Origin of the sequence: Pseudomonas sp. B28(2017), from assembly GCF_002113025.1 — a bacterium.
GTDB lineage: Bacteria > Pseudomonadota > Gammaproteobacteria > Pseudomonadales > Pseudomonadaceae > Aquipseudomonas.
This window is the reverse complement of record NZ_NEJH01000003.1, coordinates 560,261-584,490: the sequence shown is the minus strand read 5'-3', so window position 1 is coordinate 584,490 and position 24,230 is coordinate 560,261. Positions and strand designations below refer to the sequence as shown.

The window sequence follows — 24,230 nt, the reverse complement described above, 5'->3', positions numbered from 1 at the left end:
GGGATTTCTCCTGTTAGTGGGCGACTGCTGCAGCGCCGTGTTCGTCGATCAACGCACCGCTGTGGAAGCGGTCGATGGAGAAAGGTGCAGCCAATGGGTGCATTTCACCCTTGGCCAGGCTCGCGGCAAATACGTTGCCCGAACCAGGTGTGGCCTTGAAGCCGCCGGTGCCCCAACCGCAGTTGAAGAACATGTTAGGCACCGGGGTTTTCGAGATGATCGGGCAGGCATCCGGCGTGGTGTCGACGATGCCACCCCACTGACGGTTCATGCGTACGCGCGACAGGATCGGGAACATTTCGACGATCGCCTGGATGGTGTGCTCGATCACCGGATAGGAACCGCGCTGACCGTAGCCGTTGTAGCCGTCGATACCGGCGCCGATCACCAGGTCGCCCTTGTCGGACTGGCTGATGTAGCCGTGCACGGCGTTGGACATGATCACGCTGTCGATAATCGGCTTGATCGGCTCGGACACCAGCGCTTGCAGCGGGTGCGATTCGATCGGCAGGCGGAAACCGGCCAGTTTGGCCATGTGCCCGGAGTTACCGGCAGTGACCACGCCGACGCGCTTGGCGCCGATGAAGCCCTTGTTGGTTTCCACGCCGATGCACACGCCGTTTTCCTTGCGGAAACCGATCACTTCGGTCTGCTGGATCAGGTCCACGCCCAAGGCGTCGGCGGCACGGGCAAAGCCCCAGGCCACGGCATCGTGACGGGCCACGCCGCCGCGACGCTGGACGGTAGCGCCCATCACCGGGTAGCGGGTGTTCTTCGAGCAGTCGAGATACGGGATCTCGTCGGCCACTTGCTTGGCATCGAGCAACTCGCCGTCCACGCCATTGAGGCGGTTGGCGCTGACCCGACGCTCGGAATCACGGATGTCCTGCAGGGTGTGGCACAGGTTGTAGACGCCGCGCTGGGAGAACATCACGTTGTAGTTGAGGTCCTGGGACAGGCCTTCCCACAGTTTCATCGCGTGCTCGTACAGGTGCGCCGACTCGTCCCACAGGTAGTTGGAGCGAACGATGGTGGTGTTGCGCGCGGTGTTACCGCCGCCCAACCAGCCTTTTTCGACCACGGCCACGTTGGTGATGCCGTGTTCCTTGGCCAGGTAGTAGGCGGTCGCCAGACCATGGCCGCCACCGCCGACGATGACCACGTCGTAGACCTTTTTCGGAGTCGGTGTGCGCCACATCCGTTGCCAGTTTTCGTGGTGGCTGAGGGAGTGCTTGAAGAGGCCGAAGCCCGAGTAGCGTTGCATAGTCATTTACTCCAAAACCGCACTCAGCGATAAACCGGGAAGTCTGCGCACAGAGCCGAAACCTGCTGGGCCACATTGGCCTCGACGTCGGCATCGCCGAGGTTGTCGAGGATGTCGCAGATCCAGCCGGCCAGCGTGACGCACTGTGTCACCTTGAAGCCGCGCGTGGTCACCGCCGGGGTGCCGATGCGCAGGCCGGAGGTCACGAACGGCGACTGTGGATCGTTCGGGACAGCGTTCTTGTTCACGGTGATATGGGCGCGACCGAGTGCTGCATCCGCGTCCTTGCCGGTGAGGCCCTGACGAATCAGGCTGACCAGGAACAGGTGGTTGTCGGTGCCGCCGGACACTACATCGTAGCCGCGTTTGATAAAGACGCCGGCCATGGCCTGGGCGTTTTCGATCACTTGTTGCTGGTAGGCCTTGAAACCTGGCTCCAGCGCTTCCTTGAAGCACACGGCCTTGGCCGCGATCACGTGCATCAGCGGGCCGCCCTGGGCACCGGGGAACACGGCTGCGTTGAGCTTCTTCTCGATCTCTTCGTTGGCCTTGGCCAGGATCAGGCCACCACGGGGACCGCGCAGGGTCTTGTGGGTAGTGGTGGTTACCACGTCGGCAAATGGAATCGGGTTCGGGTACAGGCCAGCAGCGACCAGACCGGCCACGTGGGCCATGTCGACGAACAGCAGCGCACCGACCTTGTCGGCGATCTGGCGGAAGCGCGGGAAGTCGAGGGTCTTGGAGTACGCCGAGAAGCCGGCAACGATCATCTTCGGCTTGTGCTCGACGGCCAGGCGCTCGACTTCGTCGTAATCGATCAGGCCGGTGTTGGTGTCGATGCCGTACTGCACGGCGTTATACAGCTTGCCCGAGGACGACACCTTGGCACCATGGGTCAGGTGACCGCCGTGGGCCAGGCTCATGCCGAGGATGGTGTCGCCGGCTTGCAGCAGGGCCAGGTACACAGCACTGTTGGCCGAGGAACCGGAATGCGGCTGCACGTTGGCGTAATCGGCGCCGAACAGTTGCTTTGCACGCTCGATGGCCAGGGCTTCAACCTTGTCGACGTGCTCGCAGCCACCGTAGTAGCGCTTGCCCGGATAACCTTCGGCGTACTTGTTGGTCAGGCCACTGCCCTGCGCTTCCATCACGCGCTTGCTGGTGTAGTTCTCCGACGCGATCAGCTCGATGTGATCTTCCTGACGTTGCTCCTCGGCATTCATCGCCGCCAGCAGTGCATCGTCGTAACCCTGGATCTTGTCTTGCTTGCTGAACATCGCGTCTCTCCCAGCGGCGGCGGTGCGCCATTCGTCTCGGTGAGGCACTGGCTTTTCGGCAGTGCCCTTTGATAGCGATGGTATGACCGGCTTCGAGTCGTCAAATGCCTACGGGCGCCACGCAAAGGTGCGTTTACGACATGGCGGGAAATGGCTTGATGCGCACGATCCGCGAACCAGCCGCAATCCCCTGTGGGAGCGAGCCCGCTCGCGAAGGCGATGGGGCAGCAACATTGATGTCGCCTGACACTCCCCCTTCGCGAGCAGGCTCGCTCCCACAGGGTTTGCATTCAGTTCCCGGGGTTATGCGAGAACCTGTCGCAATGCCAGCAACACCAGGAAATGCGCGGGATACAGGGCATACGCCCAGCGCCGCATCGGTGGTGGTTTTACGCCCCCGGCATGTCGCAACAGGAACAACCCGAGCCATGGCGCAATCAGACACGTGACGATGGCCGGAATCGCCGCGATATTGCCCAGGCGAGCGGCGTGATACAGCACCTGCCATTGATTGGCCGCCAGACAGACCAGCCCCGCCAACAGGGCGAAATACCAGGGTCGCTGGAGTACCAGCAGCAAGACCAGCGGCAACAGAACACCAAAAAAACCGAACATCAATCGCTGGGAGAAAAACGCTGCCAGCAATACCGCACCAACTGCCAGCAATCGCGATGCAAGCGCCGGTTGCTGCCAGCCACGAACCACCAGCAGGCCCAGGGCAAGGGTGGGCAGCACATTCAAGGTGTCGGGATTTGGAATGTACATTCGGTAAGGAATTTCACTCACCGCGCTGAACAGCAACAGCCAACCGAGATAGCGCCACTGGCCACCGGCCATCATCGTCCGCACGCGCGCCAGATTGGCCGCCATCGCCAGGCAGAACCATGGAAACGCCAGGCGTCCCGGCACATACAGCAAATCGGCGGAATAACCGACATATCGCAGGTGATCGAGCAGCATGCTCAAAAGCGCCAGCCACTTGAGCAGATCCAGTGCCCCGTCTCGCTGCTTTAAGTGCATGGCCTTGTGCATGATCTTGTGCGTTGTCACGTGCATAATTGCCCTTCGACACTGTATGTTCCCGACAGCGACATCCTGTGCGCTCCACCTGACGATCTTGGGTACAGCGCACCCTCATTGACCACGGGACGCTTCACCATAGGCATCTCGACCACGGAAGCAGGCCATGACCGACAAGAGCCAACAATTCGCCAGCGATAACTATTCCGGCATCTGCCCTGAAGCCTGGGCGGCGATGGAACAGGCCAACCACGGCCACCAGCGCGCATACGGCGACGACGAGTGGACCGCCCGCGCCTCCGACGATTTCCGCAAACTGTTTGAGACCGACTGCGAAGTGTTTTTCGCCTTCAACGGCACCGCTGCCAACTCGCTGGCGCTGTCGTCGCTGTGCCAGAGTTACCACAGCGTGATCTGCTCGGAAACCGCCCACGTCGAAACCGACGAATGCGGCGCTCCGGAATTCTTCTCCAACGGTTCCAAACTGCTGATCGCCCGCACTGAAAACGGCAAGTTGACCCCGGACTCGATCCGCGAGGTCGCGCTCAAACGCCAGGATATCCACTACCCCAAACCCCGCGTCGTGACTCTGACCCAAGCCACCGAAGTCGGCAGCGTCTACACCCCGGACGAAATCCGCGCCATCAGCGCCACCTGCAAGGAGCTGGGCCTGAACCTGCACATGGACGGCGCACGCTTCTCCAACGCCTGCGCATTCCTGGGCTGCACCCCGGCTGACCTGACCTGGAAGGCCGGCGTCGACGTGCTGTGCTTTGGCGGCACGAAAAACGGCATGGCGGTGGGTGAGGCGATTCTGTTCTTCAACCACAAACTCGCCGAAGACTTCGATTACCGCTGCAAACAGGCCGGGCAGCTTGCGTCAAAGATGCGCTTCCTGTCGGCGCCGTGGGTCGGCATCCTGGAAAACGGCGCCTGGCTCAAATACGCCAACCACGCCAACCGCTGCGCGCAATTGCTGGCCGAACTGGTCAGCGACATTCCGGGTGTGGAACTGATGTTCCCGGTTCAGGCCAACGGGGTATTCCTGCAACTGTCGGAGCCGGCCATCGCCGCACTGACCGCCAGGGGCTGGCGTTTCTACACCTTCATCGGCAACGGCGGCGCACGCTTCATGTGCTCGTGGGATACCGAGGAAGAGCGTGTGCGGGAATTGGCAAAAGACATCCGCGAAGTGATGTCTCACTAAAACGCCAGAGCCAATGCAATCTCTGTAGGAGCGAGCCTGCTCGCGAAGGCGTTGGGTCAGTCAACATCAATTTTGAAGGTCAATACGTCTTCGCGAGCAGGCTCGCTCCCACAAGTAAATCCCCCGCCGAATTTCTCCTGGCCGTTCGCTCCTGAAGTCTTGGTCTACATTGTCTGTCGATCCGTACAGACAACAACAATCAGGAGCGTACGCATGTCATTGCAAGGCAAAACCCTGTTCATCACCGGTGCCAGCCGCGGGATCGGCCGCGAGATCGCGCTGCGGGCCGCGCGCGATGGGGCCAATATTGTGATTGCAGCCAAAAGTGCCGAGCCCCACGCCAAGTTGCCGGGAACGATTTTCAGCGTGGCCAAGGAAGTGGAAGCCGCAGGTGGTAAGGCGCTGGCCTTGCAGGTGGATGTACGTGAAGAGGATGCCGTACGTGAGGCGCTGGCCCAGGCCAACGAACATTTCGGCAGTATCGATGCACTGATCAACAACGCCGGGGCAATCAAGCTGACCGGGGTCCAGCACCTTGAGCTCAAGCGCTTTGACCTGATGCACCAGATCAACACCCGTGCCGTACTGCTGTGCAGTCAGGCCGCGCTGCCCTATTTGAAGAAATCCGCCGGGCACATCCTCAACCTGTCGCCACCGCTGAACCTGGCCACCAAGTGGTTCGCCCAATACAGCCCCTACACCGTCACCAAGTACGGCATGAGCATGCTGACCCTGGGCATGAGTGAGGAATTCAGGAATTACGGGATCAGCGTCAATTCGCTGTGGCCACAGACGATGATCGCCACAGCCGCCATCGAGTTTCAGCTGGGATCACGGGAGTCGTTCAAGCATGCACGCACGCCTGCGATCATGGCCGATGCCGCCCATGTGATCCTGAGCAGCGCAAACCGCAGCCTGACCGGGCGTTTGCTGATCGATGAGGAAATACTGCGAGAAACCGGTGTGACTGAGTTCGAACACTATCGATTCGCGCCTGACAGCAGCGACAAGCTGATGACGGATCTGTTCATCGATTGAAATAACACAAAACCTGCAGGAGCGAGCCTGCTCGCTCCTGCAGGGGTCATCGGTGTGGATCAGTACTCGATCCGCACATCGCCTTTCGGCACGCTGCAGCACGACAGGATGAACCCTTCGGCTTCGTCGTCCTCGGTGATCCCGCCGTTGTGCTCCATCTCCACTTCGCCGCCCAGTTTGAGCACTTTGCAGGTACCGCAAATCCCCATGCCGCAGGCTTTGGGAATCATCAGGCCGACCTTGGCTGCGGCGGCGTGTACGGTTTCGCCCGGTGCAACACGGATGCTCTTGCCTGATGCAGTGAACTGCACCTCATGCAGATCCGCCTCATCCACCGCCGGTGCATCGGCGGCCTGTTCAGCATTCTCAACCGCATCGGCGATCGCCTCTGGCGGCGTGGCACCGAAGGATTCCTCGTGGTAGTGCTTCATGTTGAAGCCGGCGTTTTCCAGCAGACGCTTGACCGCATTCATATACGGCGTCGGGCCGCAGCAGAACACTTCGCGCTCAAGGAAGTCCGGCACCATCAGTTCCAGCATCTTGTGGTTCAGGTAACCGCGATAACCGGCCCATGGCTCACCGAAACCGTGTTTTTCGCAAATCAGGTGCAGGCTGAAGTTTTCGATCCGCGCCGCCATGTGTTCCAGCTCGCGGTGATAAATGATGTCCTTGGGCGAGCGGGCGCTATGGATGAACGCCATGTCGACGTTGCCGTTGGTGTCGAAGAACCAGCGAGCCATGGACATGCACGGTGTGATCCCCACGCCGCCGCTGAGATACAGCACTTTCGGGTTTGGGAAATCAATGGCGTTGAACAGTCCCACCGGGCCGTGCACCGCCAGTTCGTAGCCTTCATGCAAGGTGTCGTGCAGCCAGTTCGACACCTTGCCGCCCGGAACCCGCTTGATGGTCACCGAAAAGCTGTAAGGCACTGACGGCGAACTGGAAATGGTGTACGAGCGCATGATCGGCTGCCCTTCGATTTCCAGCTCCAGGGTGACAAACTGCCCCGGCTTGAAGAAGAACATGATTGGCTGATCAGCCATGAAGCAGAAGGTACGCACATCCCAGGTTTCCTGGATGACTTTGACGCAACGGACGATGTGCCGACCATTGGCCCAGGTCTGGGTGGTTACCGGGTTCAGGAAGTTGTTGGACATGCTGATCTCCACGGCCGACTGTCGGCCTTCATGTTGGCGATTCTGCGTATAGCGCGAATCACCCATTTACCTATCTGCGACATTCACATGCTTATCGCGACCAGCCCCCAACTGCCGGGGCTTGCGCGTCGGGAACAGATTGCACCATGTCGCCCATGGATAAGGTTCTGGCCTGCGCCGGCCCCACACTCGCCCCATACCAAGACACAACCATTACACCTTGCGTAGCAACCCTGAACAGCACACCTGATTAGCCACTTTCGCCGGCCACGCAGATGGCCTTGAGGATAAAACGATGGACGTCACTACTACCCTGAGCCTGGGCGATCCGCTGGAACCCGCACGCAAGGCCACTGCACAGATGCTGCAAGAGCGCGAGCGCACCTTCTCGCTGCCGCAGCCGTTCTACACCGACGAGCGCCTTTTCGATATCGATATGCAGGAGATCTTCCAGAAAGAATGGTTGATCGCCGGCATGACTTGCGAAATCCCGGCCAAGGGCAACTATCTGACCCTGGAGGTCGGCAAGAACCCGATCATTGTGATCCGCGGCGCCGATGGCGTGGTCCACGCCTTCCATAACGTCTGCCGTCACCGCGGCTCGCGCCTGTGCACCAGCGACAAGGGCAAGGTCGCAAAACTGGTCTGCCACTACCATCAGTGGACCTACGAGCTTGACGGTCGCCTGCTGTTCGCCGGCACCGAAATGGGCGCCGACTTCGACATGAAGCAGTACGGCCTCAAGCCTGTGAACGTGAAAACCGCCGGCGGCTACATCTTCATCAGCCTGGCGGAAAACCCGCCGGCCATCGACGAGTTCCTGGCGACGCTCACTCACTACATGGAACCGTATGACATGGAAAACACCAAGGTGGCGGTGCAAACCACCTTGATGGAAAAAGCCAACTGGAAACTGGTGCTGGAAAACAACCGCGAGTGCTACCACTGCAACGGTTCGCACCCGGAATTGCTGAAAACCCTGCTGGAATGGGACGACGTCACCGACCCGCGCGCCGACCAGGCGTTCAAGGACCACGTCGCGGCCTCCGCCGCTGCCTGGGAAGCCGAGAAGATCCCTTACGCCCACGCCAGCTTCGGCCTGCGTAACCGCATCGTGCGCATGCCGCTGCTCAAGGGCACCGTGTCGATGACCATGGACGGCAAGCAGGGCTGCGCCAAACTCATGGGCCGCATCAAGAACCCGGACCTGGGCTCGATGCGCATCCTGCACCTGCCGCACTCCTGGAACCACTGCATGGGCGACCACATCATCGTCTTCACCGTGTGGCCGATCAGCGCCCAGGAAACGATGGTTACCACCAAGTGGCTGGTCCACAAGGACGCCGTCGAAGGCGTGGACTACGACGTGGAACGCATGCGCAAGGTCTGGGACGCCACCAACGACCAGGACCGTCGTCTGGCAGAGGAAAACCAGCGCGGCATCAACTCCACCGCCTACCAGCCAGGTCCATACTCCAAGACCTATGAGTTCGGTGTGGTGAACTTTATCGATTGGTACAGCGGTCGCATGCTGAACAACCTGGGGGCCGAACCTGCGCCGTACCTCAAAGGGGTTGCGGTCAGCGGCTAAATATCCCTCCTGTAGGAGCGAGCAGGCTCGCTCCTACAGTTGATCTGTGTCGTTCACAAATCCCCTGCTCGCGAAAGCGATCTAACTCTCCACAAATAAACTCCTGACACCCTCCGCCTCAGAGCTGTACGAAATATGATCTATTCCGTTCAGCGCTATGCCTCGTACGGCTCCCAGCCTTCCGCAAACAAGTTATCCACATCTCCACCCACAGCAAATGGGGACAACTGTGGAAAGCTCGGAAAATTTCTCCCCGGAAACTGAAGAAAATCCGTGACTTATTCAGAACGAGGGTTTTCCCCGACGCCTGATCATTTATTGATCAAACCTCTAAAAGGCACGTAATACGGAGCTCGCAGCGTATGGCGAACACCTTATCCACAGAAGCACCAACAGACTTTGGGGGCAACTTCACGGGTATTGTGGAAAACCGCTGGAGACCGTGATTTTCCTGCGTTCTCAGAGTGCAAAGCTGGCCAGAACCAGCAGTTTGAACGTTTTTTAACCAATCCTTCGAAAGCCACGGTTTGCATGGGCTGTAGCGGTAAGCGAACATCTTATCCACAGAAGCGCCAACAGAGATTGGGGGCAAGTCCTGCACTTATCCTCTGAAAAAACCCATGAAAAACCGCAGCTTAGGCTGGTTATTTTTTGATCTTCGGCCTGCAGCCCCTGATCTGTAAGGGGCTTGGCAAGGGGCGAACATGTTATCCACAGAAGCGCTCACAGGGATTGTGGGTAAACACTTCGAAATTGGTCTCGCGTCTTCAAACCTTGTTAAAACACGAGCGCCCCGCCTCGATATCCAGATTCAATTCAAAGTCATCGAACGCTCGCCACCCCAGCAGAACGGACGGCACGTACCGTCCCTGCACCCACGACGGCGGAATGGTGAACCCCGGGTAGTATTTGTAGGTGATCGGCAGGCTGTGACCCGGCAGGTTCAGCACGCCCTTGAAGGTTTGGTAGCGTTGCCTGTCGGCGGTATCGAGCGGGGAGTTGCCAGGGTTCAACGACTGCACGACATTGACCTGCTCACCCGGCAGCGCCGAAGTCAGGTAATCGGCATTGCCGGTATCGACAATCGCCTGCGTAGCACGGTTGTCCATGCGGGCGGCGATGGTCAGGCGCTGGTTGAGGTCCATGCGGGTGTAGTTGATCGGTGAGTCGCAGCGCGTGGGTCGCGCGGTGTTGAGTTCCAGGGTCTTGCGCGTCAACTTCAACCGCCCCAACTTGCTGATCAGATCCAGCCCCAGCAAGTTGTCCCGATCACTGACAAACACCAGTACGTTGTGGAACTCGCTTGTGCCCACCTTCAAGGCGTCCAGAACGCCCAGCCGGGCAGACAGCTCACTCTCACCATAAAACGTGCTGTAGGCGTAATGGGAGTCGCTCAGCCACTTGATCCCCATGAGCTTCGCGGTCTCTTGATTGACCCGGGTTTGCGGGGCGCCGGTGTCGAGAACGAAGCGGGCGGAATGACCGTTGGCCGCACTGACATCGATAAAGGGCAGCACTTCATCGGCAATGAAATGGTCACTGGAATAGGGATGAATTCTGAGCACTTCGTGCCGCGACGTTCTTTTCACGGTGAAATCGCCAGTCGCCTTCAGGGTCGAGAGCGACTGATTGCCGAACATCGAGAACAAGCCTTTAAGCTCTTGGTTGGCGTCTATGGCCCGAGCGTGTTTGCGCCTGGTCGTCAGATAGTAATCAGGCAGCTGATTGGCGGCCTTGAGTTCGAACATGCGGGCAATAACGGACACGGAACAATTGAGGTTTTCCCTGGCATCCCGCACGCGATCACAGCGCTCGCGCAGTTGCGTCAGGGAGGCTTTTTGGCCCGGTTCGGACTCCAACCATTGATAGAAGTCCTGCTCGGGCGCATAACGCGTTTGAGGCTTGGTCGGCCCGTTACCGGCCAGAGATCCTGTCGACAGGATCGCAAGCAACAGGAAAAGCAGCAGCGACCGCTTCACAGGCTTCATGGCCGACACACTCATAAAAAGCATGTTTTATGATCAAGCGCTGAACTTCTGAAAGCTTCGTAACAGTGTGCTGCACCCTGACCAGCGCACTATAAAAATGTAGTCCAACGAGACTCGTTCAGTGCGCTCTGGAATCAGGCCGTTATATGGAAGTTCTAATATTGGCGGACGTCCTCTGAGGGCTATTCGAGTTCATGCTTACCAAAGTAACAGGAGGCGTGCGTGACTTTGCTGAATCAGGCCAACCCATGATGTTTTTGATGTTGGCTTTCACGGTTTTCCACAACACATTGCTCTGGTAAGCATTCTTGACCGCAACAGCCCCCCGGGTCGCCGCCCCCGCTATCAAGGCTGTCGTCCCTGCGGCCTGGACAACAGCGCCGACTGGGTATCCCACCAATTGCATGGTTGCTCCCACAACGCTGGTGACCGAACCGCCCAGACTGAGTCGGGTGGCCTGTAGAGCGGCACCTGAAGCCTTGGGGCCAAAGATAAAAGCCGCCGGAGCAATGGTGTGCAACGCAACTGTCAGACCTCGCTGAATAATCGGTAAAACACTCGCTATGAACTCACCCGTCGGGTCTGTGTAATTGAGCGGGTCTCCCTCGCAATAGGTATACGCATTCATTCCCCCTTTACCAAACGGGCTCAACCGATCCGCACTGTGAAACCGCATCAGCACCGGGTTATAGACACGACGACCATTACCTAGGTGATACCACCCTGTGGACGGTTCTTTGATTTGTCCATTGAAGGCTAAATGCGCCCCGCCCGACTGTGGGCCACTTTGAAACCCATAGGCGCAATACGCGCGCGGTGTAAGGCGTCTGCTGTCCAGTTCGACGAGGACGCTCTGCTGCAGGTCAGTCGCCAGCAGCACGGTTCTGGAAAGTCGCGGCTGTGCCGCCGAGGGCTGGTTTGTGCATTGGGTCTGTTGGGAAATAGGCATCGGCAGTCACCTGAGAGAGACCTGATCGACCCGCAGCACCCTGTCTGATTCGAAGTCTGAGCGGGTATTAATTGATCACTACCCTAACCAAACGCGGCGAAAACCAACACTAGCAGTTCTGCCAGTCCGCTACGGCCGATACATCAGGTAAGCCTCGCCCGTCACCCGAATCATCGGATGCGGCGTGATCAGGCAGGTATCGACAATCCGAAAGCCGTGACGCTCATAGAAACGCCGGGCGCCGGTGTTGGCGGCGTAGTCGATCAAGCTCAGGCCGTTGAGCCCGAGCTGGTTGGCGCGGTCGTAGGCGTAGGCCAGGAACTGTTTACCCAGGCCCTGGTTGCGCCAGCCCTCATGCAGGGCGAGGCTGGAAATGTACAGGGTGTCGGGAATTTCCATGGTCGCGTAGGGCGCCAGCACCGGATCGGTGACCGGCTCGGCGAACGGGTCGTGGCGCATCACGTAGCTGTGCATCATGCCGATGACCTGCCCGTGCGCTTCGGCGATCAGGCAGTTCTGATACGAAAAATCCACATCGTCACGGGCGTAGCGGATGGCGCCTACGTCAAGCAGATCCTGGCCGGGCTCTGCGATCTGGCTCCAGATGTAATCTGAAGCGCCTTCGGATGAAATCTGGAACAACCGCGCGATCTCCCGCGCATCCGCGCGGACTGCGGAACGAAATTCAACTGCCATCGTGTTTCCTTGTGGGAGCGAGCCTGCTCGCGAATGCGGTGGGTCAGGCAATATCAATGTCGGCTGACACAACGCCTTCGCGAGCAGGCTCGCTCCCACATGGGTTTTTTAGTGATTCTCCGTCAGCGAACCACGCCTTCTTCAATCAGCAATTTCAGAATCGCCTCAGCCCCAGCTTGCGCCGTAACGCCCTTGAGCACTTGTCCCCCTCCGCCACTGGCTTTTGCCGTTGCGGCTTTCATGCGGTCGGCGCCGCTCTTGGCCTTGATCACCTTCAGGCGCTTGGGTCGTGGCTTAGCCGGTTGCAGGGTGGCGACCGCCAGCAGTTCGTCGTCGACCACTTCCACTTCATCGGCCTGCAACACCCCGCGCCGAGCCGGGCCGTAAGCACTCTGCCGAGGCTTGGGTGCGGCGTTATCCACAGTGGCGAGAAACGGCAAGCGAACCTTCAAGCGACGACGCTGGCCACGGGGCAAGGCTTGCAGCACCAGAGCTGAACCAGCGTCGATGGACTCGACCTGCGCCAGCCCCACCACCAGCGGCCAGCCGAGGCCTTCAGCCAGCAGAAACGGCAGCATGCCCGAGCCTTCGCCGGTTTCCGCCTGGCTGCCGGTCAGCACCACTTGGGCCCCGGCATCGCGCAAATACGCGGTGAGGGACGGCAGCGCATCGGCGCCCTCCGGTTGTTCCAGTACGTGCAACTGATCCAGCCCCATGCCCAGGTAAGCACGCAGGGCAGGCTCGGCGACGTCGCCGGCATGCAGCACCTGCAAGTTATCCCCAGCCAGTTGCAGGCCCAGTTCCACCGCCCGCGCATCCTGTTCCGCGCGACGCGGCCGACCGGAGGTCGGGTGGGCGCCGATGGACACCAGGCTGATGATTTTCGTGCTCATAACCCTTTCCTTCCCTTAAGCCGCATCGCGCTTGGCGTCGTTGCGGTAAGCCTCTACCGCCTCGATCAAGGCTTGAAGTATCTCCGCGCTCTCGCCGATTACCGACAGGTCCGCGCGCTTGATCATGTCGCAACCAGGGTCGAGGTTGATCGCCACTACCTTGTCGCAGGCACCAATGCCTTGCAGGTGCTGGATCGCTCCGGAAATCCCCACTGCCACGTAGACCCGTGCGGTGACCCAGGTGCCGGATGCCCCGACTTGACGGTCGCGGGCCATGAACCCGTCGTCCACCGCCACCCGCGATGCGCCTTCGGTCGCGCCGAGGGCTTCGGCGGTCCGGTGGAAAAGCCCCCAGTCCTTGACCCCGTTGCCGCCGGAGAAAATGAACTCGGCTTCGGCCATCGGAATGGCCGCCGGATCGACTGCCACCGCGCCCAGGTCTTCGATACGCGACAGGCTGCGCGCCACGGTTGTGGATAACTCTACGGGCAGCACTTCGTGACGGGTTTCGCTGACCGGTTCGGCGCACTCGGCAGCCGCCAGAATCAGTCGTGCCAGTGGACGGGCAAGGTCTTGCAGACCCGCGCCGGCGCGGCCGATGCACTCCTGATCCTTGACCTGCCAGACCCGCGTGGCCGGGCGTTCACCCAGGGCGGCAGCAAAGCGTCGACCCAATTCGCCGCCACCGCTGCGGCTATCCGGCAGCAGCCAGTGACGCGGGCTGAACTGGTTATCCACAGCCCGCAGGCCCTGGACGCGTTGTTCCGGTGCATAACCGCTGAATTCGTCACCTTCCAGTACCAGCAGGCGGTCGACGCCCGCCGTGGCGAAAGCGTTTTCCTTGTGCTCGCCGAAAACCACGGCCAGCACCGCGCCGTCCTTGCCGGCCAGTTGATGAGCCAGGCCCAACAGGTCGCGGTCGTGACTGCTCAAGCGGCCACCGACCATGTCCGGCACCACGCTGATGTAAAACGCCGGTGCAGGCACCTGATGCAGCGGCAATTGCACTTCAACGGCGGCCGAGCGCTTGACCGACCCGCCCTGTTGCGCGCCGCTGCGGTCGATACGTTTGATCCCGTTCGGCCCGATAAACCCGATGCCATGGGGGTTCTTGCGGATGACGCCGTTGGGCCCCATCCAGCTGTGTTGCACCGGTTGCATGGCCGCGTGCAGCGGGTGCAGACGGTTACGGGCAATCCATTCGGCGCGGGGGTCGCGGCGGATAATGTCGCTCATCAGTGCACCTCCGCAGGTTCACGTTTGGCCGGTGTGGACGACTTTGGGGCCTGGTCCTCCAGCAGCGCGTCAGCCACCAGTTCGGCGATGTCCTTGATCAACGGCCGTGGTTCAACCACGCCTTCGAGCATCGCGGTGCACTGTGGACAACCCACGGCCACCAGTTCGGCACCCGTCTCGCGGATGTCTTCCATGCGCATGTCGGGAATACGCTGTTTGCCCGGAATGTCGGTGATCGGCGCGCCGCCACCACCGCCGCAGCAGCGCGAGCGGAATCCGGAGCGTTGCATTTCCTTGACCTCGATGCCGAGGGCACGCAGTACCTGGCGCGGCGCCTCGTACTCGCCGTTGTAGCGGCCGAGGTAGCACGGGTCGTGATAAGTCACGCTGTCGCCCTTGTGCTGGCCGAGGTTCAACGCGCCAGCATCGATGATTTCCGCCATGTAGGTGCTGTGGTGCTGCACCAGATAGTTGCCATCAAATGCGCCGTACTCGTTTTTCAGCACGTGGAAACTGTGCGGGTCGCAGGTGACGATGCGGTTGAAACTGTATTTGGCCAGGGTCTGGATATTGCGTTTGGCCAACAGCTGGAAAGTCGCTTCATCGCCCAGGCGTCGAGCCACGTCACCGCTGTCGCGTTCTTCGAGGCCGAGCACGGCAAAGTCGATTTTCGCCGCCTTGAGCACTTTGACGAACGCGCGCAGGGTGCGCTGGTTACGCATGTCGAAGGCACCGTCGCCAACCCAGAACAGCACGTCGGTGGATTTCTTTTCACTGAGCAGGTTGAGGTTCAGGTCAGCCGCCCAGTTCATCCGCCCGCCCGGCGCGAAGCCGCCCGGGTTGTCGGTAGCGATCAGGTTTTCCAGGACTTCCGCGCCCTTGTTCGGGGTCGCACCTTTTTCCAGGGTCAGGTGACGGCGCATGTCGACGATGGCATCGACATGCTCGATCATCATCGGGCATTCCTCGACGCAGGCGCGGCAGGTGGTGCACGACCAGAGGGTCTCGGCGTCCACCAGGCCGTTGACGATCGGCTGATGCGGATTACCCGCGTGTTCACCAATCGGTTTGCCCGGATACGGACTGCCGGCGAACTTCGCATCGGTGCCGCCAGCCAGGCCGACGACCATGTCCTGAATCAGTTTTTTCGGGTTCAGCGGCTGGCCGGCAGCGAAGGCCGGGCACGCCGCTTCGCATTTACCGCACTGCACGCAAGCGTCGAAGCCGAGCAACTGGTTCCAAGTGAAATCCTTGGGCTTTTCCACGCCCAGTGGCTCGCTCGGGTCGTTCAGGTCGAGCGGTTTCAACCCAGTGGAACGACCACCGCCAAAGCGTTCGGCGCGACGGTGCCAGGCCAGGTGCAAGGCACCGGCGAAGGCGTGCTTCATCGGCCCGCCCCAGGTCATGCCGAAGAACAGCTCCGACACGCCCCACAGCACACCGATCCCGAGGATGACGGCCAAGACCCAGCCACCGAAGTCTTCGGGCAGGATGCCGGCCACCGGCAGGGTCACCAGGAAGAACGAGGCCGAGAACGCCAGCAGGCTTTTCGGCAGGCGCATCCACGGGCCTTTCGACAGACGCGACGGCGGGTTGCGCCGACGCAGGTAAACAAAGATCGCGCCGACGAACATCACCGCCGACATCAACAGCAACGCATAACCAAGGAAGCGGTTATGCAGGCCAAAACCGTGTACCAGAATCGCCAGCACGACGGACGCTACCGCACCGCCAGCCGTAGCGACGTGGGTATTGGCAATGTATTTGTCCCGCGCCACCACATGGTGCAAATCGACCATGTAGCGCTTGGGCATGGCGAACAGGCCACCGATCAGGTCGACTTTCGAAGCCCGGCCTCGGCGCCACATGGCCACCCGCCGCATCGCCCCCAGAACCGCAAGGCCCAGGGCAGCGAACAACAGGATTGGAAGAAGGGTGTTCAACATGGTGGAGCTCCCAAAGACCTCGGGCTTAACTACCTGAATGCCTTGCTCGATCCTCTGTAGGAGCGAGCTTGCTCGCGATGGGCGTTAACGATGACGCGCAGGGTCTGGAAAAACGCGGCGTCTTCAAATCCATCGCGAGCGAGCTCGCTCCTACAGGGTTATCCACAAGCTCTTAGAAATCCTTGCACAGCCGCAGCGCGTCGTAGATCGCCGCGTGTACGTTACGCTGGGCCACACAGTCGCCGATGCGGAACAGCAGGTAGCCGTCGCCGCTCTGTTCCAGGCATGGCTGCGGCTTGATCGCGAACAAGGCTTCGACATCGATCTGGCCTTTGTTGCGCGAGCCTTCCTTCAGCGCGTAGTAGATTTCTTCGTCCGGACGCACGCCGTTTTCAACGACCACCTGGTCCACCACCCGCTCCTCTTTGGCGCCGGTGTATTCGTTTTCCAGTACCGCCACCAGCTTGTCGCCTTCGCGGTAGACCTTCTCCAGCATCATGTCGCCGGTCATGATCACTTCTTTCGGATACATGCTGCGGTAGTAAGTCGGGAACGACGTACCGCCAATCGCCACCCCAGGCTTGATGTCGTCGGTGACGATCTCGACCTGGCTGCCCTTGTCGGCGATGAAGTCGGCGGTCGACATGCCGGTGAATTCGCAAATGGTGTCGTAGACCAGTACGTTCTTGCCCGGCGCTACCTTGCCATCGAGGATGTCCCAGCTGCTGACTACCAGGCCTTCAGCCGCGCCCCAGTGTTCGTTCTGCTCCAGGTACGGGTGACCCCCGACCGCCAGCACCACCACATCCGGACGCAGGTCCATGATGGTCGGCGCATCCGCCGCGGTGCCCAGGCGCAGGTCGACTTTCAACCGTGCCAGTTCCAGCTGATACCAGCGGGTGATACCGGCGATCTGGTCACGCTGCGGCGCTTTCGACGCCGTGGTGATCTGCCCACCGATGAATTCCTTCTTCTCGAACAGGGTCACATCGTGGCCACGCTCGGCAGCCACACGAGCGGCTTCCATCCCCGCCGGGCCGGCACCGACCACCACCACCTTGCGTTTTTTACCAGTGGTTTTTTCGATGATGTGCGGCAGGCCCATGTATTCACGGGAGGTCGCCGCGTTCTGGATGCACAACACATCCAGGCCCTGATACTGGCGGTCGATGCAGTAGTTGGCACCGACGCACTGCTTGATCTGGTCGACCTGGCCCATCTTGATCTTGGCGATCAGGTGCGGGTCGGCGATGTGCGCACGGGTCATGCCGACCATGTCGACGTAACCGCCTTCCAGAATACGGGTGGCCTGGTTCGGGTCCTTGATGTTCTGCGCGTGCAGCACGGGAACCTTGACCACTTCCTTGATACCGGCCGCCAGGTGCAGGAACGGCTCCGGTGGATAACTCATGTTCGGAATCACGTTGGCCAGGGTGTTGTGGGTGTCGCAACCCGAACCCACGACGCCGATGAAATCGAGCATGCCGGTATCGTCGTAATACTTGGCGATCTGCTTCATGTCCTCGTGGGACAGGCCATCGGGGTGAAATTCGTCACCGCAGATACGCATGCCCACGCAGAAATCGTCACCGACCTCGGCGCGCACGGCCTTGAGCACTTCCAGACCGAACTTCATGCGGCCTTCGAAGGTGCCGCCCCATTCGTCGGTACGCTTGTTGACCCGAGGGCTCCAGAACTGGTCGATCATGTGCTGGTGCACGGCCGACAGTTCGACGCCGTCCAGGCCACCGGCCTTGGCGCGGCGCGCAGCTTGCGCGTAGTTGCCGATCACCCGCCAGATTTCTTCCGGCTCGATGGTTTTGCAGGTGGCGCGGTGCACCGGTTCACGAATGCCGGACGGCGACATCAGCGTCGGCCAGTTGAAGCCGTCCCAACGGGAGCGACGGCCCATGTGGGTAATCTGGATCATGATCTTGGCGCCGTGCTTGTGCATGGCGTCGGCCAGATTCTGGAAGTGCGGAATGATGCGGTCGGTGGACAGGTTCACCGAGCTCCACCATTCCTGCGGGCTGTCGATGGCGACTACGGACGAACCGCCGCAAATCGCCAGGCCGATCCCGCCCTTGGCCTTCTCTTCGTAATACTTGACGTACCGATCGGTGGTCATGCCGCCGTCGGTCGCGTAGACCTCGGCGTGCGCGGTACTGAGCACGCGGTTGCGGATGGTCAGTTTGCCGATCTGGATCGGCTGGAACATTGCTTCGAAAGCCATGGCGGGTTCCTCGACTTACAACGGCTTGACGATGAACAAGCCGTCTTCGTGGCCCTCTTCGGAGCCACCGTAGACTTGCTCGGCCACGGTGCGGATCTTGCTGCCGCGAGCGGCGAGGATCTGGTCCATCGCGCCGGCAAACCAGCCGGTGAACATGTAGTCGACCTTGCGCCCGACCTTGCCGTACACGTAGACGAACGCCGAGTGCTCGAGCTTGACGCTGCAGGTGCCTTTGTCGAGGTCGATGTCCTGGATCTTGAACAGGCCCCAGCCGCGCTGCGACAGGCGCTTCATGTAGTGTTCGAACACCGCTACGCCTTCCAGGCCATGGCATTCGGCTTCTTTTTCACACCAGTGCCAGGCGGACTTGTAGCCGGCCTTGTAGAGGATTTCGGCATAGGCTTCGGCGCCCAGCACTTCCTCGATGCCCATGTGGTTGTTGACGAAGAAATGGCGCGGTACGTACAGCATCGGCAGGGCGTCGGAGGTCCAGACACCGGTTTCGCTGTCGACTTCGATTGGCAATTGCGGGGCGATCTTGGCCATGGAAACTTAACTCCAGAAGAATTTTGGTATTGCCCCCGGCGCGGATGGCCGGGGGGAAAAGATTCAGAAGTGCTGCGGCTTACTCGCCCCAGACGTCCTTGAGCACGTTGACCCAGTTCTCGCCCATGATCTTGCGCACCACGCGCTCGGAGTGGCCGCGCTTGAGCAACGTCTCGGTCAGGTTCGGGAACTCGCCCACGGTGCGGATGCCCAGCGGGTTGATGATCTTGCCGAAGCTGGTCAGACGACGGGCGTAGCCCTTGTCGTGGGTCAGGTATTCGAAGAAGTCCTGGCCATGGCCCTGGGTGAAGTCGGTGCCGATGCCGATGGAATCTTCGCCGACAATGTTCAGGGTGTATTCGATGGCTTCGGCGTAGTCGTCGATGGTCGAATCAATGCCCTTGGCCAGGAACGGCGCGAACATGGTCACGCCGACAAAGCCGCCGTGGTCGGCGATGAACTTGAGTTCTTCATCGGACTTGTTGCGCGGGTGCTCCTTGAGCCCCGACGGCAGGCAGTGGGAGTAGCAGACCGGCTTCTTCGACTCGAGGATGACTTCTTCGGAAGTCTTGGAGCCGACATGGGACAGGTCGCACATCACGCCAACCCGGTTCATCTCGGCGACGATTTCGCGACCGAAGCCCGACAGGCCACCATCACGCTCGTAGCAACCGGTGCCCACCAGGTTCTGGGTGTTGTAGCACATCTGAACGATACCGACGCCCAGCTGCTTGAACACCTCGACGTAACCGATCTGGTCTTCGAAGGCGTGGGCATTCTGGAAGCCGAAGAGGATGCCGGTCTTGCCCTGCTCCTTGGCCTTGCGGATGTCGGCGGTAGTACGCACCGGAATCACCAGGTCGCTGTTCTCGCGGATCAGTTTCTGGCTGGCGGCGATGTTGTTGACGGTGGCCTGGAAGCCCTCCCACACCGACACGGTGCAGTTGGCTGCGGTCAGACCGCCTTTGCGCATGTCTTCAAACAGCTCGCGGTTCCACTTGGCAATAATCAGCCCGTCGATAACGATGCTGTCGGCGTGCAATTCGGCTGGGCTCATCAGGCTGTCCCCTTATTAGCGATTCATGCGCCGAATCGTCTGCCGGCGCTTTGGGGCCAGCATATGCCTCGGTGCAGGGGCAGCCGGGTGCAAAAACGACAGGGGGTTTGCCGAAAGCGTCAATCCGCGACAAAGGGTCGTAGTCAGGCACAATCACCGACCTGTTCAAGGCCCTCGGCTTGGGCCAGAATTCGCCGCATCACTGGAATAGAGCGGCGACCTGAATGAAATCCATCCTTCTGGCTTTGGCAATGATTGCGACCGGCGTACACGCAGCGGAGGTGTCCGACGACAACCCGTGCGACAAAGTCGAAAACGACGTCCAGACCCTCGAGTGTTCGGCGTTCAGCAAAACCACCGCCGAAGACCTGCTCAAGGAAAACCTCCAGGGCCTGACCGAGCGCATGCAGTCGCAATACGGCAAGAACCCGTCGCAACTGGCCGACATCACGGCCAAGCTCAAGGCCGCCCAACAGCAATGGCTCAAGACCCGGGATGCCGACTGCGTCGTCGAAGCCTTCCCGGCCACCAGCGGCAGCAAGGCGTTCACCATTGCCCAGAACGATTGCATCGCGCGAATGAGTGACGAACGGTCGGAGTTTTTGGAGTCGATTGGGCAGGAGTAATCCTGATTCAACCGGCGAAAGCGGGTAGCGTCATCAGCTATCGCGCTCAAAAAAGACTATTCCCACAGCTTTCCCAGACCAATCCCACATGTCCTTGCCGAAAGGAGAGTTGACGCTCCTTTCGGCGCAATAGCCTGACAATATTCGTTTGTTGGCCAGCCGAAAATATAAGTAAAGATTCGCAAATCTTATAAAAGACTTATATGTTTCCATGAACAGCATTCACTGGACTCGAAAGGCCGTTAAGCAACTCTTGAGATTGCATTCCGTTCACCAGATTCAGGTTCGTGATGCCATCACGGCGCTCGCTGGCATGCCCGACGTAAGTCAGGTCAAGGCACTCGTTGTGTCATGACTACGCATATCGACTGCGCGTCGGTAATTACAGGGTCATGTTCAACTGGGACGGCGCGATCAAAGTGGTCAGTATTCAAGAGGTCAAAAAACGCGATGAACGCACCTACTGACGTTCAAATCATCAATGACGAAAACGGCAATCCCGCGTTCGTCGTCATTCCCTACGCGCAATACATCGCGCAGAAAATCGAGCCCGACCTTATTCCTCACGAAGTAGTGAGTCGAATTGTCGATGGCGCCACCCCTATCCGCGCCTGGCGCGAACACTTGAACCTTACACAGGATGAAGTGGCCAAACGCATGGGCATTACCCAGCCGGCTTTCGCCCAGCAAGAAACGGTCGCCAAGCCTCGCAAGGCCACCCGCGAAAAAATCTCTGCGGCTTTCGGCATCAACGCCAGTCAGCTTGAACTGTAAGCTGCTCACCTTCTGTCACTAACGGGATTCAACATGAAAGTCTGCGGCATCGAAATCAAGGGCAGCGAAGCGATCATTGCCGTGGCAACGCTGGATGGTCAGGCACTGAGCCACGTCGCGCTCGCTACCAAGAAAATTGCCCTGGACGATGACGATGAAGCCGCCAACGTCAAAGTGTTCGCCGCTCAGGTCGCTTCGTTTGTCCGTGAGAATTCCATCGACCGCATCGCGATCAAGAAGCGCAGCAAGAAAGGCGAATTCGCCGGCGGGCCGACCACGTTCAAGATCGAAGGGGTTTTCCAGTTGCTGGAGAATTGCGAAGTGACCTTGCTGTCGCCGCAGACCATCAATGCGCAGGTCAAGAAGCACAATTTCGAACTGCCGGGAACGCTGAACAAATATCAGCATGAGGCATACAAGGCTGCCTGTTCGGCACTCCTGAAAAAGTAATTTTCAACCCTGTAGGAGCGAGCTCTGCTCGCGATGGACGTTAACGATTACGCGTGCCGTCTGAATGAACGCGTCGCCCAGGCGTTTTTCGCGAGCAGAGCTCGCTCCTACAGGGGTTCTGCGGGTGGTTATGCCTTGGCGGTACGCCGATCCTCTCGTGGGCACCGCTCGTATTTCGCCCGATAACTGCGGGTGAAATACGACGGCGATTCAAACCCGCAGGCAATGCTCACTTCCAGTACGCTCATATCGGTCTGGCGCAGCAACTGTCGGGCTTTCTCCAGCCTTAAGCGCAGGTAGAAATTGCTCGGCGTGTCGTTCAGGTGCAACCGAAACAGTCGCTCCAGTTGCCGCCGCGTCACCTTGATCGATTCCGCCAGTTCCAGCGTACTCAGCGGCGGTTCGCTGTGCTGCTCCATCTCGCCGATCACGTGCACCAGCTTCTTGTTGCTGATGCCATAACGCGTGGCGACTTCCATGCGCTGGTGGTCTTTGCGCGGGCGGATACGGCCGAGCACGAATTGTTCGCTGACCTGGATCGCCAGCTCGGGGCCGTGGGCCTGGGCGATCAGATCCAGCATCAGGTCAATGGAAGCGGTGCCTCCGGCGGAGGTGATGCGCCGGCGGTCGATCTCGAACAGTTCCTGGGTGACGCTGAGCTGTGGATAGGATTCCTTGAAGGCATCGATGGCTTCCCAGTGCAGGGTCAGGCGATGGCCGTCGAGCAAACCCGCCTCGGCGAGGATGAAGCTGCCGGTGTCGATGGCGCCGAGCGTCACGCCTTCGTTGTCCAGGCGGCGCAACCAGTGTTCCAGCGCCGGGGTGGCGAACTTCAGGGGTTCGAACCCGGCGACTACCAGCAGCGTCGCACCTTTTTTCAATGGTTCCAACGCCGCATCGGCGTTGACCGACATGCCGTTGCTGGCCAGCACCGCCCCGCCGTCGGCGCTTAGCACATGCCAGCGATAGAGCTCGCCGCGAAAGCGATTGGCGACCCGCAACGGCTCGATGGCCGAGATAAATCCGATGGCCGAGAAACCCGGCATCAACAAGAAGTAGAAATCCTGGGACATGGAGCGCACTCGATTGGCAAGTAGCAAGAGGGCGGGGAGCGTGAGGATGTTGATACGCCAGTTGCAAGCGGCATTCAAGAGCACAGGTCGCTGCAGTGCAAGAGTCGGTCGCCGCAGTGCGCTTTCATGGGCGTTTAGCTGCGTAACTTGGCATCACCGGCGCAGCAGACACCGGAACTCACAATAAACGAACTGCCGAGGAACCTGAGATGAAACGACTGATCAGCAGCTGTGTTCTTGCACTCAGTGGTACCGCTTTGCTGAGCGCCAGTGTCATGGCCGCCGAACCCGCCGCATGCCAGAACGTGCGCATGGGTGTAGTGAACTGGACCGACGTGATCGCCACCAGCGCCATGACCCAGGTATTGCTCGATGGCCTCGGCTACAGCACCAAACAAACCAGCGCCTCCCAGCAAATCATCTTCGCCGGGATCCGCGACCAGCGCCTGGACCTGTTCCTCGGCTACTGGAACCCGCTGATGACCCAGACCATCACCCCGTTCGTCGACGCCAAACAGGTCAAGGTCCTGGAAGCCCCAAGCCTGCAAGACGCCCGCGCGACCCTCGCCGTGCCGACCTACCTCGCCGACAAGGGCCTGAAAACCTTCGCTGACATCGCCAAATTCGAAAAAGAACTGGGCGGCAAGATCTACGGCATCGAGCCTGGCTCGGGCGCCAACACCCAGATCAAGGCAATGATCTCCAAGAACCAGTTCGGCCTCGGCAAGTTCCAGCTGGTCGAGTCCAGCGAGGCCGGCATGCTTGCCGCAGTGGACCGCGCCGTACGTCGCAACGAAGCCGTGGTGTTCTTCGGCTGGGCGCCACACCCGATGAACGTCAACGTGAAAATGACCTACCTCACCGGCAGCGACGACGCCCTCGGCCCGAACGAAGGCAAGGCTACCGTGTGGACCGTCACCGCGCCGACCTATGCCGAACAATGCCCGAACGTCGGTCGCCTGCTGAGCAACCTGACGTTCACCGCCGAAGACGAGAGCCGGATGATGCAGCCGCTGCTGGATCACAAGGACGCTTTCGAGTCGGCCAAACAATGGCTCAAGGATCACCCGCAGGACAAAAAACGCTGGCTTGAAGGCGTCACCACCTTCGATGGCAAACCGGCCGCTGAAAACCTGCAACTGACCAGTAAATAAACCGGATGAACCACCGACTCGCAGCCCCAACGGGCTGCGAACGGGACCACCA

At 60.0% G+C, this 24,230-nt stretch carries 21 protein-coding genes and 1 pseudogene; 8 read left to right on the top strand and 14 right to left on the bottom strand.

Going from position 1 to position 24,230, the window contains the following annotated elements:
- Positions 1-13: 13 nt before the first annotated feature.
- The 3 genes from CAF65_RS11990 to CAF65_RS11980 all read right to left on the bottom strand — a co-directional run bounded on the left by CAF65_RS11990 (position 14) and on the right by CAF65_RS11980 (position 3,597).
- The gene (locus CAF65_RS11990) at positions 14-1,264 is read right to left on the bottom strand and encodes a sarcosine oxidase subunit beta (RefSeq protein ID WP_085716465.1); all 1,251 of its coding nucleotides are present in this window, start codon (positions 1,262-1,264) and stop codon (positions 14-16) included.
- Positions 1,265-1,287: 23 nt separating this feature from the next.
- Positions 1,288-2,541, bottom strand: a complete 1,254-nt coding sequence (gene glyA, locus CAF65_RS11985) for a serine hydroxymethyltransferase (protein WP_085716464.1) — start codon at positions 2,539-2,541, stop codon at positions 1,288-1,290.
- Between the two features lie 303 nt (positions 2,542-2,844).
- Positions 2,845-3,597: a TraX family protein gene (locus CAF65_RS11980; RefSeq protein ID WP_085716463.1), complete on the bottom strand. Its 753-nt coding sequence runs from the start codon at positions 3,595-3,597 to the stop codon at positions 2,845-2,847.
- Positions 3,598-3,727: 130 nt separating this feature from the next.
- On the opposite strand from CAF65_RS11980, the gene CAF65_RS11975 reads away from it, so the two are divergent.
- Together CAF65_RS11975 and CAF65_RS11970 are read left to right on the top strand one after the other, a co-directional pair.
- Positions 3,728-4,768, top strand: a complete 1,041-nt coding sequence (locus tag CAF65_RS11975) for a low specificity L-threonine aldolase (RefSeq protein WP_085716462.1) — start codon at positions 3,728-3,730, stop codon at positions 4,766-4,768.
- Positions 4,769-4,981: 213 nt separating this feature from the next.
- The gene (locus tag CAF65_RS11970) at positions 4,982-5,806 is read left to right on the top strand and encodes an NAD(P)-dependent oxidoreductase (protein WP_085716461.1); all 825 of its coding nucleotides are present in this window, start codon (positions 4,982-4,984) and stop codon (positions 5,804-5,806) included.
- 59 nt (positions 5,807-5,865) lie between these two features.
- Here CAF65_RS11970 and gbcB read toward each other — a convergent pair whose 3' ends face one another.
- Positions 5,866-6,966, bottom strand: a complete 1,101-nt coding sequence (gene gbcB / locus CAF65_RS11965; protein ID WP_085716460.1) for a glycine-betaine demethylase subunit GbcB — start codon at positions 6,964-6,966, stop codon at positions 5,866-5,868.
- 295 nt (positions 6,967-7,261) lie between these two features.
- On the opposite strand from gbcB, the gene gbcA reads away from it, so the two are divergent.
- Positions 7,262-8,557 (top strand): glycine-betaine demethylase subunit GbcA, encoded by a 1,296-nt coding sequence (gene gbcA / locus CAF65_RS11955; protein WP_085716458.1) that lies wholly within the window; start codon positions 7,262-7,264, stop codon positions 8,555-8,557.
- A 767-nt stretch (positions 8,558-9,324) separates the two neighbouring features.
- Here the strand turns inward: gbcA and CAF65_RS11950 are convergent.
- From CAF65_RS11950 to CAF65_RS11910, 9 genes are all read right to left on the bottom strand, one after another.
- Entirely contained in the window at positions 9,325-10,545 is a 1,221-nt protein-coding gene (locus tag CAF65_RS11950) for a retropepsin-like aspartic protease (RefSeq protein ID WP_143492096.1), read from the bottom strand.
- Between the two features lie 142 nt (positions 10,546-10,687).
- Positions 10,688-11,494 (bottom strand): RHS repeat-associated core domain-containing protein, encoded by an 807-nt coding sequence (locus tag CAF65_RS11945; protein ID WP_085716457.1) that lies wholly within the window; start codon positions 11,492-11,494, stop codon positions 10,688-10,690.
- A gap of 129 nt (positions 11,495-11,623) precedes the next feature.
- Positions 11,624-12,190 (bottom strand): GNAT family N-acetyltransferase, encoded by a 567-nt coding sequence (locus CAF65_RS11940; RefSeq protein WP_085716456.1) that lies wholly within the window; start codon positions 12,188-12,190, stop codon positions 11,624-11,626.
- 122 nt (positions 12,191-12,312) lie between these two features.
- Positions 12,313-13,083: an electron transfer flavoprotein subunit beta gene (locus tag CAF65_RS11935; protein ID WP_085716455.1), complete on the bottom strand. Its 771-nt coding sequence runs from the start codon at positions 13,081-13,083 to the stop codon at positions 12,313-12,315.
- Between the two features lie 15 nt (positions 13,084-13,098).
- Positions 13,099-14,319, bottom strand: coding sequence for an electron transfer flavoprotein subunit alpha/FixB family protein (locus tag CAF65_RS11930; RefSeq protein ID WP_085716454.1), 1,221 nt, complete (start codon positions 14,317-14,319; stop codon positions 13,099-13,101).
- A complete protein-coding gene (gene dgcB / locus CAF65_RS11925; RefSeq protein ID WP_085716453.1) occupies positions 14,319-16,265 on the bottom strand; it encodes a dimethylglycine demethylation protein DgcB in 1,947 nt (648 codons plus the stop codon). The genes CAF65_RS11930 and dgcB overlap by 1 nt, the downstream gene beginning before the upstream one ends.
- Positions 16,266-16,437: 172 nt before the next feature.
- Positions 16,438-18,498, bottom strand: coding sequence for a dimethylglycine demethylation protein DgcA (gene dgcA / locus CAF65_RS11920; RefSeq protein WP_085716452.1), 2,061 nt, complete (start codon positions 18,496-18,498; stop codon positions 16,438-16,440).
- Between the two features lie 15 nt (positions 18,499-18,513).
- Positions 18,514-19,044: a DUF5943 domain-containing protein gene (locus CAF65_RS11915; protein ID WP_008019495.1), complete on the bottom strand. Its 531-nt coding sequence runs from the start codon at positions 19,042-19,044 to the stop codon at positions 18,514-18,516.
- A 79-nt stretch (positions 19,045-19,123) separates the two neighbouring features.
- Positions 19,124-20,101, bottom strand: coding sequence for a dipeptidase (locus CAF65_RS11910; protein WP_008019494.1), 978 nt, complete (start codon positions 20,099-20,101; stop codon positions 19,124-19,126).
- A 224-nt stretch (positions 20,102-20,325) separates the two neighbouring features.
- Here CAF65_RS11910 and CAF65_RS11900 point away from each other — a divergent pair, with 224 nt between their 5' ends.
- The 4 genes and pseudogenes from CAF65_RS11900 (at position 20,326) to CAF65_RS11885 (ending at position 21,951) form a co-directional block, all read left to right on the top strand.
- Positions 20,326-20,727 carry a lysozyme inhibitor LprI family protein gene (locus CAF65_RS11900; RefSeq protein WP_085716450.1) on the top strand — a complete coding sequence of 134 codons (402 nt, stop codon included), beginning with the start codon at positions 20,326-20,328 and terminating at the stop codon, positions 20,725-20,727.
- A 211-nt stretch (positions 20,728-20,938) separates the two neighbouring features.
- Positions 20,939-21,194, top strand: a pseudogene (locus tag CAF65_RS11895) (type II toxin-antitoxin system RelE/ParE family toxin).
- Positions 21,178-21,501, top strand: coding sequence for a helix-turn-helix domain-containing protein (locus CAF65_RS11890; protein WP_085716449.1), 324 nt, complete (start codon positions 21,178-21,180; stop codon positions 21,499-21,501). The pseudogene CAF65_RS11895 and the gene CAF65_RS11890 overlap by 17 nt, the downstream one beginning before the upstream one ends.
- A gap of 33 nt (positions 21,502-21,534) precedes the next feature.
- On the top strand, positions 21,535-21,951 hold the full coding sequence (locus CAF65_RS11885) for a DUF3010 family protein (RefSeq protein WP_085716448.1): 417 nt from the start codon (positions 21,535-21,537) through the stop codon (positions 21,949-21,951).
- A gap of 128 nt (positions 21,952-22,079) precedes the next feature.
- On the opposite strand, the gene CAF65_RS11880 is transcribed toward CAF65_RS11885, so the two are convergent.
- Complete coding sequence (locus CAF65_RS11880; RefSeq protein ID WP_085716447.1) at positions 22,080-23,024, bottom strand: GlxA family transcriptional regulator; 945 nt, start codon at positions 23,022-23,024, stop codon at positions 22,080-22,082.
- Between the two features lie 209 nt (positions 23,025-23,233).
- Between CAF65_RS11880 and CAF65_RS11875 the strand changes: the two genes are divergently transcribed.
- Positions 23,234-24,178: a choline ABC transporter substrate-binding protein gene (locus CAF65_RS11875; RefSeq protein WP_085716446.1), complete on the top strand. Its 945-nt coding sequence runs from the start codon at positions 23,234-23,236 to the stop codon at positions 24,176-24,178.
- Positions 24,179-24,230: the final 52 nt, after the last annotated feature.

Excerpts from the sequence above, each read along its gene's own strand:
- CAF65_RS11915 (WP_008019495.1), bottom strand. The coding sequence starts at position 19,044 with ATGGCCAAGATCGCCCCGCAATTGCCAATCGAAGTCGACAGCGAAACC.
- CAF65_RS11930 (WP_085716454.1), bottom strand. The coding sequence starts at position 14,319 with ATGAGCGACATTATCCGCCGCGACCCCCGCGCCGAATGGATTGCCCGT.
- CAF65_RS11910 (WP_008019494.1), bottom strand. The coding sequence starts at position 20,101 with ATGAGCCCAGCCGAATTGCACGCCGACAGCATCGTTATCGACGGGCTG.
- CAF65_RS11950 (WP_143492096.1), bottom strand. The coding sequence starts at position 10,545 with ATGAAGCCTGTGAAGCGGTCGCTGCTGCTTTTCCTGTTGCTTGCGATC.
- gbcB (WP_085716460.1), bottom strand. The coding sequence starts at position 6,966 with ATGTCCAACAACTTCCTGAACCCGGTAACCACCCAGACCTGGGCCAAT.
- CAF65_RS11880 (WP_085716447.1), bottom strand. The coding sequence starts at position 23,024 with ATGTCCCAGGATTTCTACTTCTTGTTGATGCCGGGTTTCTCGGCCATC.
- CAF65_RS11900 (WP_085716450.1), top strand. The coding sequence starts at position 20,326 with ATGAAATCCATCCTTCTGGCTTTGGCAATGATTGCGACCGGCGTACAC.
- gbcA (WP_085716458.1), top strand. The coding sequence starts at position 7,262 with ATGGACGTCACTACTACCCTGAGCCTGGGCGATCCGCTGGAACCCGCA.
- dgcB (WP_085716453.1), bottom strand. The coding sequence starts at position 16,265 with ATGTTGAACACCCTTCTTCCAATCCTGTTGTTCGCTGCCCTGGGCCTT.
- CAF65_RS11980 (WP_085716463.1), bottom strand. The coding sequence starts at position 3,597 with ATGCACGTGACAACGCACAAGATCATGCACAAGGCCATGCACTTAAAG.
- CAF65_RS11935 (WP_085716455.1), bottom strand. The coding sequence starts at position 13,083 with ATGAGCACGAAAATCATCAGCCTGGTGTCCATCGGCGCCCACCCGACC.
- CAF65_RS11945 (WP_085716457.1), bottom strand. The coding sequence starts at position 11,494 with ATGCCTATTTCCCAACAGACCCAATGCACAAACCAGCCCTCGGCGGCA.
- CAF65_RS11875 (WP_085716446.1), top strand. The coding sequence starts at position 23,234 with ATGAAACGACTGATCAGCAGCTGTGTTCTTGCACTCAGTGGTACCGCT.
- CAF65_RS11885 (WP_085716448.1), top strand. The coding sequence starts at position 21,535 with ATGAAAGTCTGCGGCATCGAAATCAAGGGCAGCGAAGCGATCATTGCC.
- dgcA (WP_085716452.1), bottom strand. The coding sequence starts at position 18,498 with ATGGCTTTCGAAGCAATGTTCCAGCCGATCCAGATCGGCAAACTGACC.
- CAF65_RS11990 (WP_085716465.1), bottom strand. The coding sequence starts at position 1,264 with ATGCAACGCTACTCGGGCTTCGGCCTCTTCAAGCACTCCCTCAGCCAC.
- CAF65_RS11940 (WP_085716456.1), bottom strand. The coding sequence starts at position 12,190 with ATGGCAGTTGAATTTCGTTCCGCAGTCCGCGCGGATGCGCGGGAGATC.
- glyA (WP_085716464.1), bottom strand. The coding sequence starts at position 2,541 with ATGTTCAGCAAGCAAGACAAGATCCAGGGTTACGACGATGCACTGCTG.
- CAF65_RS11970 (WP_085716461.1), top strand. The coding sequence starts at position 4,982 with ATGTCATTGCAAGGCAAAACCCTGTTCATCACCGGTGCCAGCCGCGGG.
- CAF65_RS11890 (WP_085716449.1), top strand. The coding sequence starts at position 21,178 with ATGAACGCACCTACTGACGTTCAAATCATCAATGACGAAAACGGCAAT.
- CAF65_RS11975 (WP_085716462.1), top strand. The coding sequence starts at position 3,728 with ATGACCGACAAGAGCCAACAATTCGCCAGCGATAACTATTCCGGCATC.